Here is a 13,724-nt window from a genome sequence, read left to right as displayed (position 1 = left end):
TGCGCCAGGTCACCGCCCAGGCCGATCCGCTCCAGCGGGCCGCCCTACGGTCGTAGCCTCGTCCCCGTACACCACAACTGCCGTCCGTGAGGAGACTGTTCCTGATCAGCGGTTACGTCATCAGGGAGAGCCTGCGGTCCGGCGCGGCGTTCGAGCCGCCGGGGCTGCGGCTGCGCAAGGTCAGCGGGCTCGAGGTCTCGGCGAGCGCCAGCTCGACTGGGCGGAATGAGCCGCCGGGCCGGTCCCCGTCACCTGCGTCGCCACTCCTCCGCCAGGAGCTCGTACGACCGCACCCGGTCCGCGTGGTCGTGGGTGATGGTGGTGATCAGCAACTCGTCGGCACCCGTGGCCTCCTGGAGCTGTTCCAGCTGGTCCGCGACCCGGCCCGGCGATCCCACGAACTGTGTGTCGACGCGGTCCCGCACCAGCCCTCGGTCCTCGTCGCTCCACGGGTGGGCGCGGGCCTCCTCGGGGGTCGGGAACTCGATGGCGCCCTCGGCGGTGCGGATGCTGCGGACCCACAGGCCGTAGCCGGTGGCGAGTTCCCGGGCGGTCGCGTCGTCCCCGGCGACGACGACGTCGGCGGAGACACTGACGTACGGCTTGTCGAGGAACTCGGAGGGCTGGAAGAAGGAGCGGTAGCCCTCCACCGCTTCCAGGACCGTGGCAGGGCTGACATGGTAGTTCGCGGCGAAGCGCAGGCCCCTGGCGCCCGCGGCCTCGGCGCTCTCGCCGCCGCTGCTGCCCAGGATCCACACCTCCACGTCGGCGCCCTCGCCCGGCACGACGTGCGCCTCGACGCCCTCCGGGGAGCGGTAGGTGCCGGCCAGCAGGGCGAGGATGTCGTCGATCTGCTCGGCGTAGTCCTGCGACTCGGCGCCGGGGAGGAGGAGCAGCCTGCGCTGCAGCGCGACGCGGGGTGAGCCGAGCAGGTGCTCGAAGGAGAAGCGGGGCGGGATGAGCAGGCCGTTCGGGGCGCGGCCGTCGACGACCGGGGTGGCGGTCGCCGCGGTCGCCTTCTGCCCCGGCGGGCGGCCGCCCGAGCGGCCCAGGCCAAGGTCGAGGCGGCCGGGGTGCAGGGCGTCGATCAGGCCGAACTCCTCGACCGTGGACAGCGCGGTGCGATGACCGAGCTGTACGGCCCCGGAGCCGAGGCGGATCGTGGAGGTCGCCGCGGCGGTCAGGGCGAGGACGATCGCCGGGGACGTGCCCGCGACACCCGGGTTGAGGTGGTGCTCGGCGAACCAGTAGCGGGCGTAACCGAGTCGTTCGGCCTGCTGGGCGAGGTCGATGGAGTTGCGCAGGGCGTCGGCGGCCGTCGATCCGGAGGGGATCGGGACCAGGTCGAGGACGCCGAGGGGGATGTCAGACATGGACCGGCTCCTCATCGGTCGGTGATGCCGGAAGCACCGGGCCCCATGCGAACGGCGGGTCCGGGATGTCCTTGCGCAGTACCGGCGCCACGGCCGACTGGAACAGCTCCAGCGAGTCACGGTGCTGGGTCTCGGTGAGGCCGCTCGAGTCGGCGTGGACGTGGACCGCCGTATGGCCGAACTGCTCGTGGTAGCGGTGCACCTTGTCGATGACCTGCTGCGGGCTGCCGATCAGGGCGGAGCTGCGCTCGGCGAAGTCCTCCAGCGTCTCGAACACGACGGGGAGTCCCGCCTGCTTGTGGAAGGCGAGGTTGGCCTCGAAGACCGGCCGGTACGCGGCCAGGGCCTCCTGGGAGGTCGGTGCCACGTGAATGCCTGCCGTGCCGGCGCCGATCGCGATGTCGGCCGGGTCGTGGCCGTAGTGTTCCCAGCGCTCGCGGTAGTGGCGGATCAACTCGGCGTACGGCTCCATGGGGTTGGTGACGTTCGCGGAGAACAGCGGATCGCCGTAGCGGGCGGCGAGGTCGACCGACTCCTTGCTGGTGGCGCTGCCGTGCCAGACCCGGATGGGCTGCTGGTACGGCCTCGGCCACACCTCGGCGTCCGTCAGCGGCGGGCGGAAGCGGGTCGCCGCGGTCACCTTGTCCTGGCGCCAGATCCGCCGGAAGACCTCGTAGCTCTCGGCGTTGCGGTCCCACTGGTCCTCGGGCGTGACGTGGAACAGCTCGCGCTGGGCGGCACCGTTGCCCTTGCCGATGATCAGGTCCAGCCGGCCCCCGGAGAGGTGGTCGAGGGTGGCGTAGTCCTCGTAGGCGCGCACCGGGTCGAGCAGGCTGAGTGTCGTCACGGCGGTGAAGAGCCGTATGCGCTTCGTCAGCGCTGCCACGTGACTGAGGACGACCGTCGGGGACGAGGAGATGAACGGCTGCTCGTGCCGCTCCCCCACGCCGAAACCGTCGAAGCCCAGTTCCTCGGCCAGCAGGGCGTTGTCGAGGACCTCGCGGAAGCGGTCGTGGGTCGGCTTCCGCACGCCGGTGACCGGGTCCGGACGGTGCACGATGAGGGTGATGGCGATGAACTTCACGACGCCGCCCGTTCGTCGCGCGCCTCGTCCGGGTGCGCCAGGCCCAGGTGGGCGCGCAGGGTCGTGCCCTCGTACTCCGTGCGGAAGACGCCCTGCTCCTGGAGCAGCGGGACGACCTTGTCCGCGAACTCGTCCAGGCCACCGGGGGTGATGTGCGGGACGAGGATGAAGCCGTCGGCGGCGTCGGCCTGGACGTAGTCGTTGATGGTCTTGGCGACGGTGGCCGGGGAGCCGACGAAGTTCTGCCGGTTGCCGGTGTGGATGACGAGGTCGCGGATGGACCAGTTGTTGGCCGCGGCCAGCTCGCGCCACTCGCGGGCGGTGGCCAGCGGGTCGCGGTACATGCGGACCTGGGCCCGGCCCTTGGAGATGTGCTCGTCGCCGATGTCCGGGTCGATGTCGGGGAGAGGCCCTTCCGGGTCGTACGCCGACAGGTCCCGGTTCCAGACGAACTCCAGGTGCTTGAGGGCGGTGGCCCCGCTGACCTGTTGGCGGCGCACCTCGCGGGCCAGTTCCTCGGCCTCGGTGTCGGTGTCGGCGAGGGCGAAGGTGGCGGCGGGCAGGATCAGCAACTGGTCGGGGCGGCGGCCGTACTTGGCCAGGCGGGACTTCACGTCGGTGTAGAAGGCCTGGCCCGCCTCGAGCGTGCCGTGGCGGCTGAAGATGGCGTCGGCTTCCGCGGCGGCGAACTCGCGGCCCTCCTCGGAGTCGCCGGCCTGGAAGACGACGGGGCGGCCCTGCGGGGAGCGTGGGACGTTGAACTGTCCGTGGATGTCGAAGTGCTGTCCGGTGTGGACGAAGGCACCGGCCTTGGCGTCCCGCAGGAAGGTGCCGGTCTCCTGGTCGGCGAGGATCTCGTCGCCGTGCCAGGAGTCGAAGAGTTCGTTCGCCGTGGCCAGGAACTCCTTGGCGCGGGAGTAGCGCTCCTCTTGGGGAAGGAAGCCGCCGCGGCGGAAGTTCTCGCCGGTGAAGGCGTCCCAGGAGGTGACGACGTTCCAGGCGGAGCGGCCGCCGGAGAGGTGGTCGAGGCCGGCGAACTGGCGGGCGACCTCGTAGGGCTCGTTGAAGGTGGAGTTGATGGTGCCGGTCAGGCCCAGGTGCTCGGTGACGGCGGCGAGCGCGGCGAGGACGGTGAAGGTGTCGGGGCGGCCGACGACGTCCAGGTCGTAGATCTTCCCGCCCTGTTCCCGGAGCCTGAGCCCCTCGGCGAGGAACAGGAAGTCGAACCTGGCGCGTTCGGCGGTCCGCGCGAAGTGCGCGAAGGAGCTGAACTCGATGTGGCTGCCGGCCCGTGGGTCGCTCCAGACGGTGGTGTTGTTGACGCCGGGGAAGTGGGCGGCCAGGTGGATCTGCTTGAGCGGCTTGGTCATGGCTGCGGGGTCCTTCCGGCTCAGGCGGTGGCTGCGGCTGCATAGCGGTTGGCGGGGCGGGCCAGGCCCAGCAGACCGCGCAGGGTGTCGGCCTCGTAGGCGCGGCGGAAGGCGCCCCGGCGCTGCAGTTCGGGGACCAGTCCCCGGGTGATCGCCGGGAGGTCGTGGCCGGCGACGGCGGGCCGCAGCCGGAAGCCGGACAGGCCGGCGCTGTGCAACTCCTGCAGCAGGTCGGCGAGTTGGGCGGACGTGCCGGTGAAGACCAGGGCGTCGCTGGTGTACGGCTGCGCGAGCGCGTCGAGCCGTTCCCGGCGTGCGCTCGCGGCGGCGGGGTCGTCGTCGAGGAAGACCACCAGGTCGCCGAAGACGTGCAGGGGTTCGGCCGCCCGCCCGGCGGCGTTCTGCTCGGCGCGGATCTGGGCGACGACGGCGCGGGCCTCGTCGGCGTCGTACGGGGTGACGTAGCCGATGTCGGCGGCGCGGGCCACGAGCCGGTACGGGACGGTGTCGTGGGCGAGGGCGCTGACGATCGGCTGGCCCTGCGGCGGGCGGGGTGTGATGGAGGGACCCTTGACGCTGAAGTGCCTGCCCTCGAAGTCGATGTAGTGCAGCTTGTCGCGGTCGATGAAGCGGCCGGTGGCGGCGTCCCGGATCTCGGCGTCGTCCTCCCAGCTGTCCCAGAGCCGGCGCACCACCTCCACATGGTCGGCGGCCTCGTCGAAGAGGTCGGTCACCACCTCCTGGGCGGCCGGGGTGTCGTAGGCCTCGATGCGGGCGATGGTGCGGCGGCCGAAGTGCGCGGCCTCGTTCGGGCGGGCGGTGATCTGCACGCGCAGGCCCGCGCGGCCGGAGCTGACGTAGTCGAGGGTGGCGATCGCCTTGGAGATGTGGAACGGCTCCGTGTGGGTGGCGACCACCGTCGGCACCAGGCCTATGTGCCGGGTCAGCGGTGCCACACGGGAGGCGATGAGGACGGCGTCGAGTCGGCCGCGGACCTGGTCGGTGCGCTCGTCCGGGTCCAGGAAGTGGGAGGACTGCGGGCCGAGGCCGTCCTCGATGGTCACGAAGTCGAGCAGCCCGCGCTCGGCCTCCGCGACCAGGTCGGCCCAGTAGGCGGCGGTGAACAGGTCCCGGGGCCGGGCCACCGGCTCGCGCCAGGAGGCGGGATGCCAGCCGGTGCCGTCCAGGGCGACGGCAAGGTGCAGGGAGGAAGAGGGAGTTGAGGACACGAGAGGTGCCTTCCTGGAAGTCCGCGAGGGAAGGGGGCCGGTCCTCGGGATCGGTGACCGGCCCCACGACGGTTCAGGAGTTGTCGAGCGGCAGGCCGGGCGGGTTGACCTCCGACTTGGCGACGGCCTCGCCGGAGAGGTTCCAGGCGGCGAGCCACTTCGCGTACTGGCCGTTGTCGATCAGGTAGTTGATCGCGGCGGCGAAGGGCTCGGCGAGGCCGCTGTCCTTCTTGGCGGTCGCGGCGATCAGGCCCTGGAGGGTCGCTCCGGCGCCGGAGAACCGGCCCGCGATCTTCGTCGGGTCGGGCGTGCTCGCGGTCTGGGTGACGTGGTAGGAGAGGTTGGGGCCGGGGCCGAAGTAGGCGTCGATCTTGCCGCTGCCCAGCGCCAGATAGGTGCTGTTGCTGTCCTGGAAGTACTTGACGGTGAGCTTCTTGCCCTCGCTCCGGAGCTTCTTCTGCCACTCCAGCAGGATCCGCTCCTGGTTGGTGCCCGCGCCGACCGAGACGGTCTTGCCGGCGAGGGCCTTGTAGTCGCCGTCGAAGGCGAACTTGGAGGACTTGAGCGTCTCGAAGGCGAGGTCGTCCTTGCGGTAGGAGGCGAACTCGTACTTCCGCTTGCGTTCCTCGGTGTCGGTGATGTTCGAGAAGCCGACGTTCACCTTGCCGCTGTCGATGCCGACGAAGAGGTTCTCCCAGGTGAACCGCTTGACCTCGGGTTCGAGGCCGAAGACGGCCGCGATCAGCCGGGCCAGATCGACTTCGGAACCGGTGAGTGTCTTCTGGTCGCTGCCCGTGAACCCGAGGGGCGGCGCCCCGGAGGGAAGGGTGCCGGAGCCGATCACCAGCCTGCCGCTCTTCTTGACGGCGGCGGGCAGTTGGTCGCTGATGGACTTCACCTCGGAGACCTTGAGGGTGGTCTCCTTGGCGGCGCCGTTGGACAGTCGGCCCACGGTCACGGTGCCGGCGCTGTCGGTCGTCTGTGTGGCGGCGTCGCTGTCACCACCGCAGGCGGCGAGCCCGGTGGCGAGGGTGGCGACGGTGGTCGCCGCGGTGATGCCGCGTATCAGGCTGCGTCGGGTGAAGTGGGCAGACATGGCCGTCCTTGCTGTTCGGTAACAGTGATGAAGGGGGTGCTGTGCGTGGGGGCGCGTGGGGGGCGGAGTCGGTGGGCGCGACAGGTCAGAGGACCTTGCTCAGGAAGTCCCTGGTCCGTTCGTGGCGGGGCTTGTCGAGGACTTCGGAGGGCGGGCCCTGCTCGACGATCCGGCCGCCGTCGATGAAGACGACCCGGTCGGCGACCTCGCGGGCGAAGCCGATCTCGTGGGTGACGATGACGAGGGTGGTGCCGCTGGTCGCCAGGTCCTTGATGACGGAGAGGACTTCACCCACGAGCTCGGGGTCGAGGGCGGAGGTGGGCTCGTCGAAGAGGATGACGCCGGGGCGCAGGGCCAGGGCACGGGCGATGGCGACGCGCTGCTGCTGACCGCCCGACAACTGCCGTGGATAGGCACCGGCCTTGTCCGCCAGGCCGACGCGGCCGAGGAGGTCGCGGGCGAGTTCCAGGGCCTCGGGTTTGCCGAGCTTTCCGGTCGCCACCGGGGCGGCGGCCACGTTGTCCAGGACCGTCAGATGCGGGAAGAGGTTGAAGTTCTGGAAGACGAACCCGATCCGGCTGCGCTGCGCCAGGATGGCCCGCTCGCTCAGCTCCTTGAGCCGGTCGCCCTGCCGGCGTACGCCGATCAGCTCGCCGTTGAGGCTGACGTGGCCGATCTCCGGCTTCTCCAGGTGGTTGATGACCCTGAGCAGAGTGGACTTGCCGGAGCCGGACGGGCCGAGGATCACGGTGACCTCGCCGGGCCGCACGGTCAGGTCCACCCCGTCGAGGACCCGGTGGGCGCCGTACCACTTGTGCACGTCGTGCACCTCCACGGTGGCGGCGGCGTTGTGGAGCGTTCCGGCGGTCATACGGCGGCCTCCCTGCGGATGCGGGCCCTGAGGTCGGTGAGAGAGGTGCGCAGTTTCCGCAGCGGGGTCGGCGGCAGGGTGCGCGTGGCGCCGCGGGCGTAGTACCGCTCGACGTAGAACTGGATGACGGACACGACGCTGGTCAGGATCAGGTACCAGACGGTGACGACGAGCAGCAGCGGCACGATGTCGCCGGGGTAGGTGGAGCCCATGGACTGCGCGGTGCCGAACAGGTCGAGCAGGGAGACGTAGAAGACCAGCGAGGTGCTCTTGATCAGGCCGATGAGCTGGTTGACGTAGTTCGGGGTGATGGAGCGCAGCGCCTGCGGGAAGACGATCTTCCTGAACTGGTAGCCCTTCGGCAGCCCCAGCGCGGAGGCCGCCTCGTGCTGGCCCTGGTCGACCGAGAGGATGCCGCCGCGGACGACCTCGGCGGCGTAGGCGGCCTCGTGGAGGCTGAGGCCGATGACCGCGATGACCAAGTCGGTGGCGAGCCTGGACTCGTCGAAGGTGAAGAAGGCCGGGCCGAAGGGGACACCGATGCTCAGCGTCTTGTACAGGGCGCTGAAGTTGTACAGGAACAGCAGGACCACGATGAGCGGTACGGAGCGCAGCGCCCAGACGTAGGTCCAGCTGACGGCCCGCAGCACCGGGCTCCGCGAGAGCCGGGCCAGCGCCAGCAGGATGCCGCCGAGGAGGCCCATCACCGCGCTGTAGGCGGTGACTTCGAGGGTGATGAGGAGCCCGTCGAGGATGGTGGGCCGCAGGAACCAGTAGCCGAAGCGGTCCCACTGGTAGAAGGGGTTGGTCACCAGGCCGTGGACGAACTGGGCGGCCAGGACCAGGACCACGGCGGTGGCGATCCATCGGCCGGGCCGCCGCAGCGGCAGCACTCGCTGGGCGGCGAGCTGCTTCGGCGGGGCGTCGGTGGGCGGCGGTGCCTCGGCGAGGGAGACGGCGGCGCCTGGGGGTTCACTCATGGAGGGCTCCGGCGGGAGTCGGACACCCCGGAACCACGGCGGACGTGCGGCTACGCAGGACTCTCTACGGCGCAACGCGGCACGCGGGAACGCACGGGTACCGGGGAAGGGGCGGGCAACGGCACACCGCTCGGGCGGTGTTCGTCAGGAACGCCGGGGCTGGGAAGAGGCGTCAGCCCCGGCGGCGGGCACGGCCCGGTGCGGTACACAGTGCGCTGTTCACACGGAGCAGATCGACTGCCCGGTTGGCGACGAGGAGGTTCGCGTACGACGGTGCGCAGCCCGGTGACCGGCGTGCGGCCGGCCTGGTGGCTGCGAACATGTCGTCACCCTCACTTGCTACGGCCTCAAGGGGCCTCGCGCTGATTGAGCCGTAAGTTAAGGCAGTTGACCGAAGGAATGTCAACGCCGGTCCGCTGAATGGAACGGTCCTCGGTCAGCCGGCCTGCGGTCGCGTCCCGTTTCCGCCCGCCGCGTGGGCGGCCCAGTCCAGGATCTGGACGGCGGATCCGGCGGCCTCCAGCCCGCGGCAACGGGCGTGGTGGCGGCGGGCGATGGCGTCCAGGTCGAGGTGCGTCCCGAAGGCCGGGTGCGCGGCGAGCCGGCGGGCGTAGGCCCACAGGGCGGGGTGGGCGGCGATGCGCTGCACCGCGGCGGCGTCCAGGTGGTGCCGGTGCACGGTGTCGAGTTGGACCAGGGTGACCCACAACTCGACGTCCGCGGCGGTGATCTGGTCGCGGATCATGTACGTGCGCCCGTCCAGCCACCGGTCCAGCGCGCCCAGTGACCGGACCAGCGTCTCAAGGGCCTCGTTCTGCTCCGCCCGTTCGGCCCCGGCGGTCCCCGCGATCTGCGCGGCCTCCTCGATGCCCTGTGCGCACATCCGCTCGACGGCCTCGATCTCCGACTCCGCGCCGCACGGGTACAGCTCCACCCGGCCGCCGCCGAAGCGCCGGGCGAGGTCACGGACGATGTCGGGTGCGTGGGTGCTCACGATGCGCCCGGACCAGTCGTCGCTGAGGACCGGCGCGAGGGCGGGTCCGGCGTAGCGGTGGGCGCTGGCGTCGTACAGCGGGCGCAGGGCGGCGTGGCCGCCGTCGGGGCAGTCGGGGACGGCGGGAAGGAAGGTCGCCGGACAGACGTCGTGGAGGCCCAGCAGGCTGTGGGCGACGGCGATGCGCAGGCCGTCCGGGCAGGCGATGGACAGGTGGAGGCGGTAGCGGCGCGGCACGGCATAGTGGCCGCTGCGCGCGTCCCGGCCGATCCGGCCCCGGAAGGCCGGGGCGGTCTGCGCGGACGAGTGGGCGGCCAGCGGTGTGACGGACATGAGTCTCCCCGGGGCAGGCGTGTGGACGTACGCATGGCGGAAGCGGACGCGGGCTCGGCTCAGGGAGGTCAGATCGCGCTGCAGACGCGGAGCAGGTCGATGTGACGGCGGGACGTGAGAAGGGGCGAACGGCTCACTCGGCCGGTGACCGGATCTGGCTGCCCCATGCTTCCCTACCAATTCACTAGGAAACCTGCATGGAGTGTCGGTCCGTACGCGGCCCACGTCAAGAGGGCGTCCGAGGAGCGAGCGGCCATTGGGGCTCCGTACAATTTGGACCCGAACGAACGAGACCTGTTTCCGCGTCATCGAGTTCGAAGGCGTCCTGGAGGTCGTCGACGTCGTAGACACTGTCGTGGACGCCTGCGGCGCCGTAGCGGTGCGGGGCGAGGTCGCCGCCGCCGGGGAGCAGCCCGCCGTCGAAGCGGGCGAGCCGTTCGGTGAACGTCGGCGTCCGCGGGGTCGGACGGGTGTACGGTCCCGGGGTGATCGACGACGACGGCTACTTCGGAGAGAACATCGCGGCCGGCTACGACGAGTCGACGGCGGACATGTCCCGCCCCGACGTGGTGGACCCGGCGGTCGACGTGCTGGCCGGACTCGCCGGCGACGGCTCGGCGCTCGAACTCGGCATCGGCACCGGCCGTATCGCGCTGCCACTGGCCGCCCGGGGGGTCGCGGTGCACGGCATCGACATGTCCCGGGCCATGGTGGACCGGCTGCGCGCCAAGCCCGGTGGCGATGCCATCGACGTGACGATCGGGGACTTCGCGACGACACGGGTGGAGAAGACCTTCTCCGTCGCGTACCTGGTGTTCAACACGATCATGAATCTGACGACCCAGGACGCCCAGGTGGACTGCTTCCGCAACGTCGCCGCACACCTGGCGCCCGGTGGCTGCTTCGTCGTCGAGGTCATGGTCCCCGAGTTGCGGAAGCTCCCGGCCGGGCAGACCGCCGTACCGTTCCACATCAGCGAGTCACGCTGGGCGTTCGACACCTACGACGTCGCCGCACAGGCGATGAGCTCCAACTACGTCACCCTCACCGACGGTCGCGCCGAGCACTGGTCCGTGCCGTTCCGGTACGTCTGGCCGGCCGAACTGGACCTGATGGCCCGGCTGGCGGGACTGCGGCTGCGCGACCGCTGGGAGAACTGGACACGCGAGCCGTTCACCAGCGAGAGCGGCAAGCATGTGTCGGTGTGGGAGAAGCCGGCCGGCTGACCCCGGTTCAGAGCGTGGTTGCTCCCGTCAGGGATTCGTCCACGCCTCGGGGTCGTCCGCCAGGCTCAGGACGTCGTCGGGAAGCTTGGCCGCGGCCACGTGGGCCAGGGTGACCTCGCCGAGGATCTTGCGGACGTTGGCGCGTACGGCGATCCACAGCGGCAGCAGGGACTCGGCGGGGCCGACGTAGGAGAGGTCGGGCGGTCGGACGCCGCGTACCGAGACGAGCGGGCCGTCCGCCACGCGGATCACGTCGGCGATGGGGATGGAGTCGGCCGGGCGGGCGAGCCGGTAGCCGCCCTTGCCGCCCCGCTGGCTGACCACGAGGCCACCCCGGCGCAGATCGCCCAGGATGCCCTCCAGGAACTTGTGCGGGATGCCCTGCGCCTCGGCGATCGCCTCGGCCTTCAGCGACGTGTCGTCCCCTGCCGCGGCCAGCTCCAACGCCGCCCGCACCGCATAGTCCGCCCTCGCCGAGATCCGCATGCCGAGATTATCCATCACTGCCGCGCCCTCGCTCCCCTGTGCCCCCTGGGACCCGTCCGACGGAGGGGGGCACCTCCCTCGGTCAGGCGGGAAGGCTGAACGGAGGATGCGCGCCGTTGAGGAAGTAGTCCCCGACCTCGCGCAGCCTCTGGGCGACCGGCTCGCGCAGGGTGTGCGTGCGCGTGTCGCGCCAGAAGCGGTCCAGGCCGTGCCGCGCGAAGGCGGCGGGGACACCGACGGCGTCCAGGGCGCCGGTGGTGATCTCCTGCGCGGCGCGGGATGCGGCCGCCTCGGCCGCGCTCGCGAGGACGGCGATCTCCGCGCACTCCTCGTCGTCGAGGCCCTCGCCCTGTGCGAGGCCGCGCGTCAGGGCCTCCACGGCCTGGTCGGCGAGGGCGGACGCGGCACGGGCGGCGACGGCGAGTTCGCCGTACGCGGTCAGCACGTACGGGTCCTGCGGCGGGCTGCCCGGCCAGGGCTGGGGGGAGAACGGCTGCCAGGCGGACTGTGCCGCCCTGCCGTGCTCGCGGACCTCACCGAGCAGTCCCTCGGCGACGCCGAGACAGAACTGGGCGGAGACCAGGCGGGCGGTCGGCGCGGCGAGGCCGGCGAAGGGTGACAGGACACCCTCGTCCGCGGAGAGGGAGCCGAGCACGTCACCGGCCGCGACCGGCACGGAGTCGAACCCCACGCCGCCGCCGGCCGCCAGCCGTTGCCCGAACGTTTCCCCACCGCTGCCGTTCACGAGCCCGAGGTGCGCGGTGTCGACCAGGACGGCGAGGGGCTCACCGGTGCCGGGCACGGCGGCACGGACCACCAGCCGGTCGGCGATCCCGACTCCCGAGCCGTACCGCTGATGGCCGTCCAGCAGATAGCCGTCGCCCGTCGGGGTCAGCATGAGCGGCGGTTCCTGCGAGGCGATACCGCCGCCCCAGTACCACTGCCCCGCCACGAAGGCCCGCTCGATGCGTGCGGCACGGTCGGGGGCGGCGAAGAACCGGGGGCAGGAGGACAGGAAGTAGTGGCTGCCCAGCAGGTGCCCGACGGGCCCGTCGGCCGCGGCGATGGTCCGTACGACCGCGTAGGCGGTGGGCCAGTCCGCGCCCCCGCCGCCACGTTCGGCCGGGACGAGCAGCGTCAGGAGCCCCGACTCGCGCAGCCGCGCGACCTCGTCGAGCGGGGGTTTGCCGGCCTGCTCGCGCTCGACCGCGTCCGTGGCGAGGTCGTCGGCCAGTTCACGGGCGATGTGCAGCCAGTCGTCCCGCCCGGCTGCCCGCGGGGTCGGCGCGTCCGGCGACGTCGCACCTGCTCCCCGCTCGGGGTCGCCGAAGGGGGCGGGCGGGGCCGGAGGGGCGATCGTCATGGCGTCATCCTCACTCGCTCCACGGACGAGGGTCAACACTTCCCTAGTAATTCGATAGGAATTCTAGGGAATGCGCGAGCAGGTGGCCGATTACCGCCCCCGAGTGACGAGTTCGCGAGGGCGCCGCAGCCTGGACGTCACCATCGGCTCCCGGCGTCCACGAAGGGGATCCGATCCACGGACGGTGCGGTCGCCGCACTGCGGAACGGGTGGTTCCACAGCCCTCGTGCCTCCAGCCGCGGCAGCACGCCCTCGCCGAACCAGTACGCCTCCTCCAGATGGGGGTAGCCGGAGAGCACGAACTCGTCGATGCCCAGCCGGTGGTACTCGGCGATCCGCTCGGCGACCTCGTCGTGACTGCCGACCAGCGCCGTGCCCGCACCGCCCCGCACCAGCCCGATGCCCGCCCACAGGTTCGGGTGGATCTCCAGGTCGTCGGTGCGGCCGCCGTGCAGCGCGAGCATGCGCTGCTGGCCCTCGGACTCGCTGCGGGCGAGGCCGGCCTGTACGGCCCGTACCGTCTCCGCGTCGAAGCCGTCCAGCAGCCGCCGCGCCTCGGCCCACGCCTGCTCGGCGGTGTCCCGCGTGATGACGTGCAGGCGGATCCCGAAGCGGATGCTCCGCCCCGCCTTCCCGGCCAGCGCCCGGATCCGGGCGACCTTCTCGGCGACGGCGGCCGGCGGCTCGCCCCAGGTGAGATAGACGTCGACGTGCCGGGCGGCGATCTCCCCGGCGATGGGCGAGGACCCGCCGAAGTACACCTCGGGCACCGGGTCGGGCACCCTCGCCAGCCTCGCGTCCTCGACCTGGAGGTGCTCGCCGACCAGGTCCACGGCCCTGCCCTCCCACAACCCCCGCACGATCTGGAGGAATTCACCGGTACGGCGGTAACGGTCGTCCTTGTCGAGGAAGTCGCCGTAGGCACGCTGCTCGTGACTCTCCCCGCCGGTGACGACGTTGAGCAGCAGCCGTCCGCCGGTCTGCCGCTGGAAGGTGGACGCCATCTGGGCGGCGAGCGTCGGCGAGACGAAGCCCGGGCGGAAGGCGACCAGGAACTTCAGACGGTCGCTCGCCTGGGAGACCATCGCCGTGGTCAGCCAGGCGTCCTCGCACCAAGCACCCGTAGGCGTGAGCGCGCCGACGAAGCCCAAGTCCTCCGCGGCACGGGCGATCTGGCTGAGGTAGGCGACCGTCGGTGGCCGGTCGCGGCCGGACGCCGTGGCGGGGGAGCCATGGCCGCCGCCGACGACGTGGCGGCTGTCGCCGTTGGTGGGCAGGAACCAGTGGAAGGTCAGGGACATGGGGGGCTCCGATCGGGG

The 13,724-nt window shown here is 71.5% G+C and carries 13 protein-coding genes; 1 reads left to right on the top strand and 12 read right to left on the bottom strand.

Annotation, left to right across the window (positions count from 1 at the left end; genetic code table 11):
* Positions 1-248 precede the first annotated feature (248 nt).
* From ACZ7L6_RS03365 to ACZ7L6_RS03325, 9 genes are all read right to left on the bottom strand, one after another.
* A complete protein-coding gene (locus tag ACZ7L6_RS03365; RefSeq protein ID WP_471920241.1) occupies positions 249-1,373 on the bottom strand; it encodes an LLM class flavin-dependent oxidoreductase in 1,125 nt (374 codons plus the stop codon).
* Entirely contained in the window at positions 1,366-2,457 is a 1,092-nt protein-coding gene (locus ACZ7L6_RS03360; protein WP_471920240.1) for an LLM class flavin-dependent oxidoreductase, read from the bottom strand. Before ACZ7L6_RS03360 ends, ACZ7L6_RS03365 begins: the two co-directional genes overlap by 8 nt.
* Positions 2,454-3,827 (bottom strand): NtaA/DmoA family FMN-dependent monooxygenase, encoded by a 1,374-nt coding sequence (locus ACZ7L6_RS03355; RefSeq protein WP_471920239.1) that lies wholly within the window; start codon positions 3,825-3,827, stop codon positions 2,454-2,456. The genes ACZ7L6_RS03360 and ACZ7L6_RS03355 overlap by 4 nt, the downstream gene beginning before the upstream one ends.
* A gap of 20 nt (positions 3,828-3,847) precedes the next feature.
* On the bottom strand, positions 3,848-5,056 hold the full coding sequence (locus ACZ7L6_RS03350) for an LLM class flavin-dependent oxidoreductase (RefSeq protein WP_471920238.1): 1,209 nt from the start codon (positions 5,054-5,056) through the stop codon (positions 3,848-3,850).
* Between the two features lie 73 nt (positions 5,057-5,129).
* Complete coding sequence (locus tag ACZ7L6_RS03345) at positions 5,130-6,152, bottom strand: transporter substrate-binding domain-containing protein (RefSeq protein ID WP_471920237.1); 1,023 nt, start codon at positions 6,150-6,152, stop codon at positions 5,130-5,132.
* A gap of 85 nt (positions 6,153-6,237) precedes the next feature.
* Complete coding sequence (locus tag ACZ7L6_RS03340; protein WP_471920236.1) at positions 6,238-7,023, bottom strand: amino acid ABC transporter ATP-binding protein; 786 nt, start codon at positions 7,021-7,023, stop codon at positions 6,238-6,240.
* Complete coding sequence (locus tag ACZ7L6_RS03335) at positions 7,020-8,003, bottom strand: amino acid ABC transporter permease (RefSeq protein WP_471920235.1); 984 nt, start codon at positions 8,001-8,003, stop codon at positions 7,020-7,022. Before ACZ7L6_RS03335 ends, ACZ7L6_RS03340 begins: the two co-directional genes overlap by 4 nt.
* Positions 8,004-8,439: 436 nt before the next feature.
* On the bottom strand, positions 8,440-9,330 hold the full coding sequence (locus ACZ7L6_RS03330) for a glutathione S-transferase C-terminal domain-containing protein (RefSeq protein WP_471920234.1): 891 nt from the start codon (positions 9,328-9,330) through the stop codon (positions 8,440-8,442).
* A gap of 68 nt (positions 9,331-9,398) precedes the next feature.
* On the bottom strand, positions 9,399-9,497 hold the full coding sequence (locus ACZ7L6_RS03325) for a putative leader peptide (protein WP_471920233.1): 99 nt from the start codon (positions 9,495-9,497) through the stop codon (positions 9,399-9,401).
* Between the two features lie 318 nt (positions 9,498-9,815).
* Between ACZ7L6_RS03325 and ACZ7L6_RS03320 the strand changes: the two genes are divergently transcribed.
* Positions 9,816-10,556, top strand: a complete 741-nt coding sequence (locus tag ACZ7L6_RS03320) for a class I SAM-dependent DNA methyltransferase (RefSeq protein WP_471920232.1) — start codon at positions 9,816-9,818, stop codon at positions 10,554-10,556.
* Positions 10,557-10,583: 27 nt separating this feature from the next.
* Here the strand turns inward: ACZ7L6_RS03320 and ACZ7L6_RS03315 are convergent, their stop codons facing one another.
* From ACZ7L6_RS03315 to ACZ7L6_RS03305, 3 genes are all read right to left on the bottom strand, one after another.
* Positions 10,584-11,042 carry an RrF2 family transcriptional regulator gene (locus tag ACZ7L6_RS03315; protein WP_093910565.1) on the bottom strand — a complete coding sequence of 153 codons (459 nt, stop codon included), beginning with the start codon at positions 11,040-11,042 and terminating at the stop codon, positions 10,584-10,586.
* A gap of 82 nt (positions 11,043-11,124) precedes the next feature.
* Positions 11,125-12,405 (bottom strand): acyl-CoA dehydrogenase family protein, encoded by a 1,281-nt coding sequence (locus tag ACZ7L6_RS03310; RefSeq protein ID WP_471920231.1) that lies wholly within the window; start codon positions 12,403-12,405, stop codon positions 11,125-11,127.
* A gap of 137 nt (positions 12,406-12,542) precedes the next feature.
* Positions 12,543-13,706: an LLM class flavin-dependent oxidoreductase gene (locus ACZ7L6_RS03305; RefSeq protein WP_471920230.1), complete on the bottom strand. Its 1,164-nt coding sequence runs from the start codon at positions 13,704-13,706 to the stop codon at positions 12,543-12,545.
* Positions 13,707-13,724 lie beyond the last annotated feature (18 nt).

Source organism: Streptomyces sp. NPDC107522 (genome assembly GCF_055657525.1).
Note: the sequence above shows the minus strand (reverse complement) of the source record. Positions and strands in the feature narration are given on the sequence as shown.

Bases quoted from the DNA above. Each gene is read 5' to 3' on its own strand.
- ACZ7L6_RS03325 (WP_471920233.1), bottom strand. From the start codon at position 9,497: ATGGGGCAGCCAGATCCGGTCACCGGCCGAGTGAGCCGTTCGCCCCTT.
- ACZ7L6_RS03335 (WP_471920235.1), bottom strand. From the start codon at position 8,003: ATGAGTGAACCCCCAGGCGCCGCCGTCTCCCTCGCCGAGGCACCGCCG.
- ACZ7L6_RS03345 (WP_471920237.1), bottom strand. From the start codon at position 6,152: ATGTCTGCCCACTTCACCCGACGCAGCCTGATACGCGGCATCACCGCG.
- ACZ7L6_RS03310 (WP_471920231.1), bottom strand. From the start codon at position 12,405: ATGACGATCGCCCCTCCGGCCCCGCCCGCCCCCTTCGGCGACCCCGAG.
- ACZ7L6_RS03365 (WP_471920241.1), bottom strand. From the start codon at position 1,373: ATGTCTGACATCCCCCTCGGCGTCCTCGACCTGGTCCCGATCCCCTCC.
- ACZ7L6_RS03315 (WP_093910565.1), bottom strand. From the start codon at position 11,042: ATGCGGATCTCGGCGAGGGCGGACTATGCGGTGCGGGCGGCGTTGGAG.
- ACZ7L6_RS03330 (WP_471920234.1), bottom strand. From the start codon at position 9,330: ATGTCCGTCACACCGCTGGCCGCCCACTCGTCCGCGCAGACCGCCCCG.
- ACZ7L6_RS03340 (WP_471920236.1), bottom strand. From the start codon at position 7,023: ATGACCGCCGGAACGCTCCACAACGCCGCCGCCACCGTGGAGGTGCAC.
- ACZ7L6_RS03305 (WP_471920230.1), bottom strand. From the start codon at position 13,706: ATGTCCCTGACCTTCCACTGGTTCCTGCCCACCAACGGCGACAGCCGC.
- ACZ7L6_RS03355 (WP_471920239.1), bottom strand. From the start codon at position 3,827: ATGACCAAGCCGCTCAAGCAGATCCACCTGGCCGCCCACTTCCCCGGC.